Genomic DNA, 13,259 nt, shown 5'->3' on the forward strand with positions numbered 1-13,259 from the left:
TGCTTAGTGTTATCGCGCGGCTTGTAAAATGGTATCAAAGATTTCAGTCGCCACAGAAATGACACGGGCAGCCGCACTATAATGCTGTTGGTATTGCAATAAATTAGCTGCCTCTTCATCCATGTTGACACCACTAGAACTTTGAATACGTTCAAATGATTGATTTTGAAGAATAGCAGTTGATTGCATCGATACGTCAGCATTAGCAGTTTTAGCACCAATTTCTGAAATCATGCCACTGTAGACATCGGCAAAAGTTGCCTTTTTATTATTCATTATTTTCTGATTCTGAAGATCAGCAATCTTCATCATATTGCGGTTATCGCCATCACCCGTTTCATTATAATTAAGCTTAAATGTATCTCCTGCTTGTGGTGATCCTTTTGTCATTTCGACTTCGACACCGGCAAGATCAAAGGTGACTTTTCCTGTTAATAGATCAGGCGTGACCGTTAAACCTGTTAATGGTGCACCAACGGCAACCGCAGGTACATAGTTGTTCGCTGAGCCTGCAGGTAATGTAACTGGAGTGCCGTTTTTATCAACGATATCATAGGTGATCACGCCACCTACATTACCTGTTACGACTATCTCTAATGGATTATCTTCATCCATATAGAGTGGATCTAAAGGGTTATTAATTGCGCTTGTGCGCAATACAGCATCACCAGTATTAGCATCATTAGCAACGGTTTTTATTTCCGCGTCCGCTGCCGCAATTTTTTCAGGATCTTTATGCTGTAGGCTTGCCTCTTGTGCAGCTAGCCTTGTAGGGCGAAGAGTAAACGTTTTACCAGGCTGTGGAAGATCTGTTGCCACAATAGTATCTATACCTAAACTTAACCCCGTATTAGGAATAGAAACGCGCTCTGTCACAGACATATCAGGAATAGAAATTGTTTGTGATGCGCCTGTAGTCCGGTTTGTAGAGATAAATGAGATGCTCTCGGGTGGCCCCACTTGGTAATCATCCACAACCAATTCATATTCATCTGGGGTTAAGGTACTTAAATCATCCACTCTTAAACTAAGTTGCATGCTTCCTAAGCCATCGTTATGCGCAAGCACTCGATTTTGCATAGATTGTAATGAATTAATATCGTTAAAGAGATCTTCACCAATCTTTCCTTCTAGCGTCATTCCCTCTTTTTGTTGTTCATTAATAGAATGTGTTAAGCCAATAATATTTTGTCCAAGCTGATTAAAGGCACGCTCCACATCGTTATTACGAGTATCGAATAACCCCGCGACAGATCCCCCTAAACGGCTCCCGTCAACAAGCGCCATATTACCATCAATATTTAATGCCAACTCTTTACGTGAAGGATCTGGGTCGCCATTAACAGAGATCATTTGTAGTGAAGTACCGCCCATCACTAAAGATTGACCACTACCAATATAGATATTTACCATTCCGTTATCAGCAGGGACAACAGAAACGTCAACATATTGACTTAACTCAGTAATAGCTTGATCACGTTGATCTAAAAGATCGTTGGCATTACTTTGTCCACCTGCTCCTAACACAGCAGAAATTTGTCTATTAATATTGGCGAGGTTATCGGCGAGGGTGGTTATCGTATCTGCTGTATTAACGATATCATTATTAATGCCGTTATATTGAATCTCTAAACTGTCATATAATCGGTTATACTGATTAATCATATTCGTAGCAGACTCAAGAAATACTTTTCTTGATTCAAGCATATTTGGGTGATCAGCAACCCCATTGATCGATTCAAACACTTCTAATACTGGTTTGGTAACTGCAGTACTTTCATCAGAAAGCAACATATCTAATTGACTAGTTTGCTGATATACCTCTTTAGAATAGCCATATTGTGAAGTATTCATAATGTTTTCAGTGAAAGCAAATTGATCGTATGCACGCTCAATGCCGGCAACAATTGCACCACGACCAACAAAATAACCGCCAAACCGATCCGCTCCCGCGGTATTCACTTCAACACTTTGACGTGAGTAACCAGCCGTATTTACATTGGCAATATTATGACCCGTTGTCGCAAGGCTTGCTTGAGAGGTGTAAATTCCCGATAGACCAATTTGAAATAGATCAGCCATTTGACTCTCCTTCTACTAGTGCAGCTTTAAACGACTCGTTGTTCATGATTTGTTTAATTTTTTCAGCATATTGTGGATCGGTTGCATAACCTGCTTTTTGTAGCTCTTCAACATATGCATCCGCATTAGTTCCCTGCTTTAAGGCTTCTTGATAACGCTGATTATGAGTAATAAAGTGTCCGTAATCCGCAAAACTTTGTGCAAAGTTTTCATAAGCTCTAAAGTCTGAACGACGTTTAATACCAACACCATTTTCAACCTCAAGGCTATCCTTAGCGACCTTATCGCCCTGCCAGCTTTTATGTGCTTTGATATTAAAAAGATTAAAGCTACTTTGATTATCAGCACCATTGATTATTTTCTTACCCCAGCCTGTTTCTAATGCAGACTGCGCAATAAGTGCAATGGGTGAAACACCTAATTTATTGGCTACTTTTTTGGCAAATGGCATTAAGGTTTCAATAAATGATTTTTGATCTGTAAACACTTGGTTTGGGGCTTGGTTATTTGAAGTCTCATTGTTTACCTTCAAAACACCAACGCTAGGTTGCATTTTATCTGGTTGATTTAAATCAACCGCAGGCTGTGATTTATTAAGCGTCATCAAAGTGGCAGCTTGCTCACTGTTTGGCATCACCAACTGTTCCTGATCAATCGCCTCAGGACGCGCAATCGAGGTAGGGTCAAGTTGTCGAACTAAAGCATCTGCAAGCCCTAAAGATCCATGACGACTAATATCAAGCGCTAATTGTTTGTCCTGCATATCGGTATAAAACTTAGTATTTTTGTTATTAAAGGGGCTGTCAGTTTCAAAGGCTTCATTCGCTTGGCGCATCGACTTAATAAGCATGCTGGCAAACATAGATTCAAACTGATTAGCAACTTCGCGGATAGATTCTTTGCTATTACCCTGCGCTTTTTGACGCAGTTGATCTAACCCCTGTAGGTCAAAGTAATTGCTTGATTGTGTTACCGCGTTATTACTCATTATCAGCCCCCGCTTTATCTATTTTTACTCTCCACATAGATAAAGCAATAATAATGCCAGTATTAAAATGCAAGGCTGATACGCTGTAAGTAATAAGGTTGATATAGTGCTCGAGTCACGTAGAATGCCCTCATCATTTTTAAGGGGAATATGTTTATGAATCCAGTTTTATTAGCCGTGTGCCTGATGCTCATTCTGTCAATGATGCGTATTAATGTTGTCATTGCATTGACACTGAGTGCACTCGTGGGTGGTTTAAGTGCAGGGTTATCACTCACCGATACGGTCAGTGCCTTCGAGGGGGGCTTAGGGGGAGGTGCAACGATTGCATTAAGCTATGCAATGCTCGGTGCATTTGCAGTTGCTATTTCAAAGTCAGGAATAACCGATCTATTAGCACAAACCGTTATTAAACGTTTGCATGGCCACCATCCAGATAAACTGTCTTTGACCATTAAATATGCAGTATTATGTAGTATTTTATTAATCACCATTTCATCGCAAAATATTATTCCTGTACATATCGCTTTTATTCCTATCTTAATTCCACCACTTCTAACCGTATTTAATAAATTACGTTTAGATAGACGCTTAGTGGCTTGTATTCTGACCTTCGGTTTGATAACCCCTTACATGGTATTACCTGTAGGTTTTGGTGGTATTTTCTTACATAACATTCTTCTTAAAAACCTACATGACAATGGCTTACAAGCGACTGCTGCACAAGTACCAACAGCGATGATTTTGCCGGCACTTGGTATGTTAACAGGATTGCTAATTGCAGTATTTATTAGCTACCGTAAACCACGCGAATACCCCATTAGTGAACAAGATGAAACAAAGCCTGAATTAAAGTCACTGAATAAACGCCATATTAGTGTTGCAGCAGTTGCCATTGTTGCCACTCTCGGTATACAGCTTTATTCAGGCTCTATGATTATTGGTGCATTAGCAGGTTTCACAGTGTTTACCGTCGGTGGTGTTATCGCATGGAAAGAGACCCAGGATGTATTCACTAAAGGGGTACATATGATGGCTATGATCGGTTTTATTATGATTGCAGCAGCCGGTTTTGCAGCGGTCATGAAAGCAACCGGTAGCGTTGAAACCTTGGTGGCATTTTTAAGTGATAGCATTGGTGATAACAAAGCATTAGCCGCATTATTAATGCTCATTATTGGTCTGTTAGTGACAATGGGAATTGGCTCTTCATTCTCAACCATCCCAATTATTGCCACTATTTATGTACCATTAGCCATTGCATTTGGTTTCTCACCAATGGCGACCATCGCATTGGTTGGTACGGCTGCGGCACTAGGTGATGCAGGTTCCCCAGCTTCAGACTCAACCTTAGGGCCGACATCAGGCTTAAATAGTGACGGTAAACATGATCATATCTGGGATACTGTTGTACCTACTTTTGTTCATTACAACCTTCCATTAATCGTATTTGGTTGGGTTGCTGCGATGACACTTTAGAAAACGCTCGAAGGCTAGAAGAAAAAAACGCTGGAAGGCTAGAAGGCTGGAAAACCCTCAAGCTTTTAAACTTTCCTGCCTTTAAGCCCTCAAGCTTTCCAGCCTTTAGACCATCCTTTATAAGTTATATAATAATTAATTCGCCCTGTATCGCTCCCGCTTGTTTTAATGCTTCAAGTATCGCCATTAAATCTCCCGGTGCAAGACCGACCTCATTTACAGCACGAACTAAGTCATTCAAACTCACGCCAGTATCAAATTTAAACATGCGACTATCTTCTTGCGTGATATTAATTGTACTGTTATCGGTAACTTCCGTATTTCCTCTGGCAAAAGCATTCGGTTGTGAAACTTCTTGATTTTCACTAACAGTGACGCTAATCCCCCCATGAGTGATAGCTGTAGGTAATAACTTCACATCTTGACCAACCACAATGGTACCTGTTCTCGAATTAACAATAATCTTTGCATTACCACGAGCGGGCTCAAAGGTTAAGTTTTCAAGCGTTGATAAATACGAGACACGTTGCGAAATTTCACGGGGCGCTAACACTTTAATCGAAGTTGCATCTAATAATGATGCGGTGTTCGGCCCAACTAAATTATTAATTGTATCAGCTAAACGCTTTGCCGTTGTAAAATCAGACTGATGTAAGTTAAAGGTAATGCTATCGCCACTTGCAAAGGGCGATATCACTTCACGCTCCACAATTGCACCATTTGAAATACGACCAACTGTTGGGGTGTTAATCACCACCTTTGAGCCATCAGCACCTTCTGCACCTAAACCACCAACCACTAAACTTCCCTGTGCGAGCGCATAAACTTTTCCGTCAACCCCCTTTAAAAAGGTTTGTAATAACTCGCCACCACGTAAGCTTTTAGCTTCACCAATGGCTGACACTGTAACGTCAATGGTTTGACCTCGCTTTGCAAAAGCTTCTAAGTTTGCAGTGATCGCAACAGGTGCGACATTTTTAATTTTCAATGTCTGCCCTGCTGGAATATTGATACCAAAATTTCTCAGCATAGTGGCAAATGCTTGCTCGGTGAATTTACTACTTTTTTCACCTGTACCCGGTAAACCAACGACTAAACCATAACCCACTAATTGGTTACTACGAACACCTTGTACACTCGCGACATCTTTAATGCGTGCAGCAAATGAAGTACTCGCAAAGCTAGCTATGATGAGACTAATGAGTATTTTTTTAAATGATGTCATGAAAAACTCCTTGAGTGAGACTCAATAGGTAAATTAGATTGGCCAATAAGGGCCATTGAAAAATGCAGTTAACCAACCTTGTTTTTGCGTATTAGCAAAGTCCCCAGTACCACCGTATTGAATACGTGCATTGGCAACACGCATTGACGATACAGTATTATCAGAGCTCACGTCTTCCGAACGAATAACCCCTTTAATACGGACATACTCTTCGCCGTTATTCAGCATCAACCACTTTTCTCCTCGAATAACGAGGTTGCCATTGCTAAGTACACGTACCACATTTACAGTGATACTACCTTGTAGGTTATTGCTTTGGTCAGCATCAGCATCGCCTTCAAATTTACTATTTTGATTTGCTCCAATAGACAAACCTGAAAGCGCTAATGGGTTAGTACCACTGCCTGGCAATGTCATCGGATCAATATCTAAGTTATAACTGTTTTTCTTTTCTTGGCTAGAGCCTGCTTTTTTACTCGCCGAAGTAGCTTCCTCTAAATAAACAGTAATAATGTCACCAATACGGTGAGCTTTAATATCAGAATAGAGATTATTAACGTAGTTATCTTGAAATAGTGAACCAGTATTAACCACATCAATACCCGCCTCCGTAGGTTCGATAGGCGCGAACTCAGGATCATTTTTCACTTCAGTATCTGGTAATGAAGTACAACCTGAAACGAGCATTAAGCCGACTAACGAGATAAACTTAAGCATAAATCCTCCTATTATAACTGCTGACTAACGTAAGAGAGCATTTCATCAACGGCAGAAATCACTTTTGAGTTCATCTCATACACTCGTTGACTTTCAATCAGGTTAACCAGCTCTTCAGTTACATTTACATTAGATGTTTCGAGCATTCCTTGACGCATAAACCCCATGCCATCAGCACCAGGAACACCTTGCAATGGCGCACCACTTGCTCCTGTTTCTGAATATAGATTCTCCCCTAAAGGTTCAAGACCCGATGGGTTAACGAAATCATTAACGTTGAGCTGGCCAACAACTTGGTTTTCTGCTTGACCGGCAACACGCACAGAGACTTCTCCCTCTGCACCAATACTGATTGATTGTGCGTCATTAGGGATTTGAATTTGCGGTAATAATGGGTAACCTGAACCTGGCGTAACAATAATCCCTTCTTCATTTAACTGAAATTGGCCATTACGCGTATATGATGAACTACCATCAGGCATCTCTATTTCAAAAAAACCACGACCATCAATCATGATATCTAAGGAGTTATTGGTTGTAAGTGCATTACCCTGTGTAAAATTCTTTTGTACGGCAACCACTTTTGCACCCGCACCAATCATCAAACCAGAGGGAAGCTTTGTATTTTGCGTCGCATTAGCACCAGGCTGATTAATATTTTGATAAAGTAAATCTTCAAAAACTGCGCGACTCTTTTTAAAACCAACGGTACTCGCGTTGGCTAAGTTATTAGAAATAGTGGCTACGTTAGTTTGTTGGGAATCTAACCCTGTTTTACTTATCCATAAAGCGGGATGCATAAATTTCTCCTTAGATTAATTAAAATGACAGTGATGACTTGTTTACACAACACGCAATAACGTTTCAGAACTTTTATCGATCTCTTCTGCGTTTTTCATCATTTTTATCTGCATTTCAAAATGTCGTTGCAAGTTAATTAAACTGGTTAACTCACTACTTAAATTCACATTGGACGCCTCAAGCGTTCCACTTTGTACCCGAACAGTTCTATCCCATTCAGGATCCTGACCGTCGATTTGTCTAAACAGACCATCCTCTCCACGCATCAAACCTTTTACATCTGGATTTACTAATTTTATTTGTGCAATCTCTTCCATCGCTTCCGCAGGTGCGCCCTCAGGACGTACTTCGACCATGCCATCTTGACGTATATTAAATTTTTCAACAGGTAGTTGGATATAAATAGGGATCCCCTGTATATCAAGTACCTGACTACCATTACTATCCACTAACATGCCGTCATTATTAATATTAAGACCACCTGAACGGCTCATACCTTCACCGCCTAGCTCGCTTTCTACGACAAACCAGCCATCGCCCTGTATGGATATATCTAAATCACGGCCAGTGGTTTGCATAATGCCACTTTCAAAGTTTTGACCAGGCTCCTCTGTCAAAGCAAAAACACGAGTAGGTTGCCCTTGTCCATAAACTTGCATGCTGCGTGCTTGTTCGAAACTGGCTTTAAATCCGGTCTTATTAGCATTAGCTAGGTTGTTAGAATGGATAGCTAACGCATTCATATTCTCTTTTGCACCAGACATTGAGATGTATAAAAACTTATCCATATGTATTCCTTAACCGAACTCATTCGATAGATAGTGACGATTGATGTGACTTATACAAATAGAAATGCAAGAGGTATGCCAAAGAAAATAAGATGCTAATAAAAACAAAAAGGCACCTAAAATTAGGTGCCTTTTCAAGGAGTAACAGTTATAGAGATTGTTTATCTGATCTGTAGAATAGTTTGCTGCAAGGTATTATTAATCTCTAAAGCACGTGAATTTGCCTGGAAATTACGTTGAGCGGTTATAAGGTCCACAAGCTCTGTCGTTAAATTGACGTTTGATTGCTCAAGCGCAGCTGAGTTAATGGATCCAAATGAACCAGATGAGGCCTCTCCGGCAATCGGTTCTCCGGAGTTTTGCGAAGCTATCCAATTAGACCCTGTCTGTGCGAGCCCCTGTTCATTACGAAAACGAACAATTGCAACTCGTGACAATGGCTGTGAAGTACCATTACTGTATGTCGCTTTCACTAACCCATCATTGCCAATCTCAACTCCCGTTAAGCGCCCTACTGTTAAGCCATCTTGCTCTAGTGCCGTTACTTCAAACGCAGAAGCAAATTGTGTCGGCTCTTTAAAGTCCAAATTAAATGCTTGAGTTCCATCTGCCCCAGGGTCAAGCACATTTGCACCACCGACACCTAGTGGCGCAAAATCTAATGCAGCAGGACTACTGCCAGTGTAAGCACCTACTGAGTCAAAAGTTAAGACAGCACCAGTACGCACGACACCATTCGCATCAGTGTAAGTGGCTTGTGCAGTCGTATCCTGTAGACCATCACCAGTAGTATCTTGGCCATAAGTACCACTCACCGGTGCTGGTGGTGTTGCATTTTTATCCCAAGCATCAACAGGTTTGCCATCAACGGTTACAAAAGTAACCCATTGGTTGGTGCCAGTAAAAGATGCATCGTCAGGTTTAATATAATAAGTACTCGTTATATGTGCTTCACCCAGTGAGTCGTAGATAGTCACAGAGGTAGCATTGTTATAAGTAGAAGGATCATTTGGATCAAAATTTGCCGGATCAAGTGTGCTATCACCAGCGGGTAAGTTAAGGGTAATACTAATTTCTGATGTTGAAACCGGTGTACCTGCCGTTTCAGGAATCTGAATCGGTTGTGTCGTACTTAAACTAACCGAAGATGATGTTCCATCAGGATTCACAGGAAATGCTTGTAAATAGTTACCACTATTATCAACAATGAAATTTTCATTATTAAGTTTAAAGGTTCCTGCTCGTGTGAAACTTAAGTCACGATCGCCAATATTGCCAGACGTTGCAAAGAATCCACTACCAGTGATCGCAAGATCTAACGGGTTATTTGTGAACTTTAAACTACCTTGATGGAACTGTTGTGCCACAGCGGCAACAGAAACGCCATCACCTGTTTTTGTTTTACTATTAGAAAATAGAGAGTTCGCATAAACACTGTCAAACTCTGCACGGGACTCTTTAAAACCTACCGTCCCAACATTGGCAATATTATTTGCCGTTGAATCCAAATCTGTTTGCGCAGCCGCGATACCACTTAATGCAACGTTAAAAGACATAATATTTCCCTCTTATTTATTTTCTGCAACTTCAATTGCATCTGAAAGCTCAATACCACCTAACCCTTGAAGGTTGAGGTATACACCAGCTTGCCCGCCACCTAAGCTCACACTTTGTACATGTGCATAACTTGCGACCATTAATTCTTCACCTTGACCATTAACTGTGCCATTTGCGTTGAAAGTATAAGTATCTTCAGGTAAACGCTCACCTGCATTATCAAGGCCATCCCAAGAAAAGCGCTTATTACCCGCACCAATATCGCCTAAACTAATTGTTCGTACCACCACACCCGCGCTATTCTCTACCGAGACCATTGCACCGTAAGCACCAGTAGCACTATTAATCGAACCATCTATACCACCAGTTTCTGCAAGATAACCCTGATTACTTGGGATCAATACCTTTTTACCTACTAAAGAAGAAGCTTGTAACGCTTGACTTGAACTTAATACTTCCTTCATGCCTGCAAACTCTGTCCCCATTGTTGTGATACCTTCAGCAGTGGTGAAAGAAGCCATCTGCGCAATCATTTCTGAATTATCAACGGGTTTAAAAGGGTCTTGATAAGCTAACTGTTGAGAAAGCAGTGCAAAAAAGTCCTCTTGTTGTAGTTTTTGCTGAGCATCAACCTCTTTATTCGCTTCAATCTGTTCATTGGTTAGCGGTGTATTGAGGTTTAGCAATGGATTAATTGCAGTCATAAGTTACCCCTTAGCTTTTGCCCATTTGTAATGTACGGCTCAACATCTGCTTAGCAGCATCGGCAATTTGTACGTTGGTTTGGTATGAACGTGAAGCACTGATCATATTTGCCATCTCTTCCATCACATTTACATTAGAATGATAAATAAATCCATTTTCATCAGATTTAGGGTGGTTAGGTGCATACTCTTGATTCAGCGGTGCAGCACTCTCTACAATCCCCTGCACTTTTACACCAACACTGCTGCCTAGCCCGCCTTTGGCGCGATTAAGTTCTGCAGCAAATACTGGATGACGCGCTTTATAGGTTTCTTCACGATTACTACTCACGCTGTTCGCATTTGCCAAGTTACTGGCAGTGGTATTTAAGCGAAGAGACTGCGCGCTCATACCGGTTGCAGATACATCTAATACTCTTAATAAGCTCATAATAATTCTCCTCGCATCAACTACTGCCCTTTAATCGCTTTACGCAGACCTGAAATTTTACTATTTAAGAAATCTAAACTAGCTTGATATTCCATGCTATTTTTCATAAACAGGTTACGCTCCACTTCTGTATCGACAGAGTTACCATCGCCTGTATCAGGCTGATTTCCTACACGGTATAATTCACCTGATTGTGCCATTGAAAATGATTGAGCAAATTTATGACTTTCATGAGTACGATTTAAAAATACACCAGATCGAGATTTAGCCTGTTGTAACGCATCTTTAAAATCAATATCTCGCGCCTTATAACCTGGGGTATCTGCATTAGCAATATTACCCGCTAAAATTTCAGTTCTTCGCGAACGAATGCCTATTGTGTGCTGATGAATACCTAATGCTTTTTCAAAGTTAATCGCCATAAATTTCTCCTCTGTAAATATAATGCAAGGCATGTGCCAAAAGAGAAAATAAGTGTAATTTATAGGGTGGGGTTAGATAATAAGTATTAAAGGGCAAGTATACTAAGTGGAACAATGGTGACCTTCTTACCAGAACATCTAAAGTGCCATAAAAGAAAGCCAGAATGGCAATAAATTGTCGCTGTTTTTAATACGGGGATAAATAGGGAGGCAACTATTGCCTCCCTCAAAATGAAAGAGGCAATGAAAAAGCTTAACCTTTAAGTTTATAGATGATACCTGGATTGCAACGCACCATATCAAACTTATCCGTCAAGCCAGTGAGGGATTCTGAAGCCCCAAGTATTAAATAACCACCAGGATTAAGGGCACTAGCAAATTGATTTAAAATGCGAGATTTAACATCACTTGAAAAATAGATTAAAACATTACGGCAGAAAATAATATCGAACTTTCCAAGCCCAGCATAACTGTCTAGCAGATTATAATTTCTAAAACTGGTCAATTTTTTGACTTCCGGCTTAACCTGCATTTTTCCAGAGCCGTCATTTACAGGAGAGAAGAACTGCTTTTTACGCTCTTCAGATAAACCGCGTGACAATGCTAAGGTATCATAAATGCCATTTTTACACTGTTCTAGCATGGTATTAGAGATATCTGTACCAATTATTTGGACATTCATTCCTAATTGCGACTGTTTCTTTTGGTACTCCATGGTAGTCATAGCAATAGAGTAAGCTTCTTGACCTGATGAACTAGCTGCAGACCATAGTTTTAAGCTTTTTTTCTTCGCTAACAGTTCAGGGTAAATTTTGTTGGTTAATAATTCAAAGGGATACCTATCTCTAAACCACAATGTTTCATTAGTGGTCATTGCGTCAATGACCGCGGTTCTCAGCTCTCTATTTTTATAACTCATGGATTGATGAATTAAATCAGCAAGTGACAAAATAGAAAACTGAGTCATTAATGGAATCAACCGGCTTTTCACTAGGTACTGTTTATTCGCACCTAGGACAATGCCACATTGCACCTCTAAAAAGTCGGAAAACTGCTTATAAATATCATCAGAAAGTGCTCTCACAGATAATTTCTCACTTATTAATTAATAATTTGATCATCTAAATTGATAACCTTTTGCACTGCAGTTGCTAACTCATCAGGGTTAAACTTAGCAATAAAGTCATCCGCCCCTACCTTTTCAACCATTGCTTGATTAAATATGCCACTTAAAGAGGTATGTAAAATAACATGCAAGGCAGATAAATCTGGATTTCCCTTCACTTCTGAAGTTAATGTGTACCCATCCATTTCAGGCATTTCAACATCAGAAATCATTAAGGCATATCGTTCAATGACAGGTTGGGTTTTAGCCACTTCTTTAAGCAGGTCTAACGCCTCTTTACCATCTTTTACTAAGTCGCATTCAATACCTAATGCACTAATTGCACGTTGTATTTGCTTTCTTGCAACAGAAGAGTCATCTGCAACCAATATTTTTTTATTAGCCATTTTTTCTTGAATATCTGTCTCAATTATTTCAGCATCAACCTCAGTATTTACGGGCGCGATCTCATCTAAAATTTTCTCAACATCTAAAATCTCAACTAACGACCCATCAATATCGGTGACAGCAGTTAAATAGTTATATCGACCCACACCATTTGGTGGTGGTAATATATTTTCCCAATTAATATTAATAATTCGCTCAACAGATCCGACTAAAAACCCCTGAATAGAGCGGTTATATTCGGTAATGATAATGAAGCGCTCTTCGATATTTTCGATAGCACGCCCCCCCGTAGCTAAATTCATATCAATGACTGAAATAGTTTGTCCACGAATATGTGCAATGCCTCGAATAGCATGGTGTAACTTAGGTAGCGCGGTCAAAGGGGGGCATTGTAAGACCTCTTTTACTTTAAACACATTAATACCATAACGTTGAATACCACCGAGCTTAAATAGCAATAATTCAAGTCTGTTTTGTCCTACCAATTGAGTTCGCTGATTCACCGAATCTAACACACCAGCCATATCATATTCCTTTTATCTTAGTTAGGCAT

The 13,259-nt window shown here is 40.2% G+C and carries 13 protein-coding genes; 1 reads left to right on the top strand and 12 read right to left on the bottom strand.

Annotated features, from left to right (window positions below; genetic code table 11):
• Nucleotides 1-9 precede the first annotated feature (9 nt).
• Complete coding sequence (gene flgK / locus CW745_RS04885; RefSeq protein ID WP_101107394.1) at nt 10-2,082, bottom strand: flagellar hook-associated protein FlgK; 2,073 nt, start codon at nt 2,080-2,082, stop codon at nt 10-12.
• Nucleotides 2,075-3,070: a flagellar assembly peptidoglycan hydrolase FlgJ gene (gene flgJ / locus CW745_RS04890; RefSeq protein WP_101107395.1), complete on the bottom strand. Its 996-nt coding sequence runs from the start codon at nt 3,068-3,070 to the stop codon at nt 2,075-2,077. Before flgJ ends, flgK begins: the two co-directional genes overlap by 8 nt.
• A 156-nt stretch (nt 3,071-3,226) precedes the next feature.
• Between flgJ and CW745_RS04895 the strand changes: the two genes are divergently transcribed.
• Nucleotides 3,227-4,549 carry a Na+/H+ antiporter family protein gene (locus CW745_RS04895; protein WP_101107396.1) on the top strand — a complete coding sequence of 441 codons (1,323 nt, stop codon included), beginning with the start codon at nt 3,227-3,229 and terminating at the stop codon, nt 4,547-4,549.
• Nucleotides 4,550-4,673: 124 nt separating this feature from the next.
• Here the strand turns inward: CW745_RS04895 and CW745_RS04900 are convergent, their stop codons facing one another.
• From CW745_RS04900 to CW745_RS04945, 10 genes are all read right to left on the bottom strand, one after another.
• A complete protein-coding gene (locus CW745_RS04900) occupies nt 4,674-5,774 on the bottom strand; it encodes a flagellar basal body P-ring protein FlgI (protein ID WP_101107397.1) in 1,101 nt (366 codons plus the stop codon).
• Nucleotides 5,775-5,807: 33 nt separating this feature from the next.
• On the bottom strand, nt 5,808-6,491 hold the full coding sequence (gene flgH / locus CW745_RS04905; protein ID WP_101107398.1) for a flagellar basal body L-ring protein FlgH: 684 nt from the start codon (nt 6,489-6,491) through the stop codon (nt 5,808-5,810).
• Nucleotides 6,492-6,502: 11 nt separating this feature from the next.
• The gene (gene flgG / locus CW745_RS04910) at nt 6,503-7,291 is read right to left on the bottom strand and encodes a flagellar basal-body rod protein FlgG (RefSeq protein ID WP_101107399.1); all 789 of its coding nucleotides are present in this window, start codon (nt 7,289-7,291) and stop codon (nt 6,503-6,505) included.
• A 42-nt stretch (nt 7,292-7,333) separates the two neighbouring features.
• Nucleotides 7,334-8,080, bottom strand: a complete 747-nt coding sequence (locus tag CW745_RS04915) for a flagellar basal body rod protein FlgF (RefSeq protein WP_101107400.1) — start codon at nt 8,078-8,080, stop codon at nt 7,334-7,336.
• 161 nt (nt 8,081-8,241) lie between these two features.
• The gene (gene flgE / locus CW745_RS04920; RefSeq protein ID WP_101107401.1) at nt 8,242-9,636 is read right to left on the bottom strand and encodes a flagellar hook protein FlgE; all 1,395 of its coding nucleotides are present in this window, start codon (nt 9,634-9,636) and stop codon (nt 8,242-8,244) included.
• Between the two features lie 12 nt (nt 9,637-9,648).
• Complete coding sequence (locus CW745_RS04925) at nt 9,649-10,341, bottom strand: flagellar hook assembly protein FlgD (RefSeq protein ID WP_101107402.1); 693 nt, start codon at nt 10,339-10,341, stop codon at nt 9,649-9,651.
• Nucleotides 10,342-10,351: 10 nt separating this feature from the next.
• A complete protein-coding gene (flgC, locus tag CW745_RS04930; RefSeq protein WP_101107403.1) occupies nt 10,352-10,771 on the bottom strand; it encodes a flagellar basal body rod protein FlgC in 420 nt (139 codons plus the stop codon).
• A 20-nt stretch (nt 10,772-10,791) separates the two neighbouring features.
• On the bottom strand, nt 10,792-11,193 hold the full coding sequence (gene flgB, locus CW745_RS04935; RefSeq protein ID WP_101107404.1) for a flagellar basal body rod protein FlgB: 402 nt from the start codon (nt 11,191-11,193) through the stop codon (nt 10,792-10,794).
• Nucleotides 11,194-11,446: 253 nt separating this feature from the next.
• The gene (locus tag CW745_RS04940; protein WP_101107405.1) at nt 11,447-12,277 is read right to left on the bottom strand and encodes a CheR family methyltransferase; all 831 of its coding nucleotides are present in this window, start codon (nt 12,275-12,277) and stop codon (nt 11,447-11,449) included.
• A 17-nt stretch (nt 12,278-12,294) separates the two neighbouring features.
• A complete protein-coding gene (locus CW745_RS04945; protein WP_101107406.1) occupies nt 12,295-13,230 on the bottom strand; it encodes a chemotaxis protein in 936 nt (311 codons plus the stop codon).
• Nucleotides 13,231-13,259: the final 29 nt, after the last annotated feature.

Origin of the sequence: Psychromonas sp. psych-6C06, assembly GCF_002835465.1 — a bacterium.
Lineage (GTDB): Bacteria > Pseudomonadota > Gammaproteobacteria > Enterobacterales > Psychromonadaceae > Psychromonas.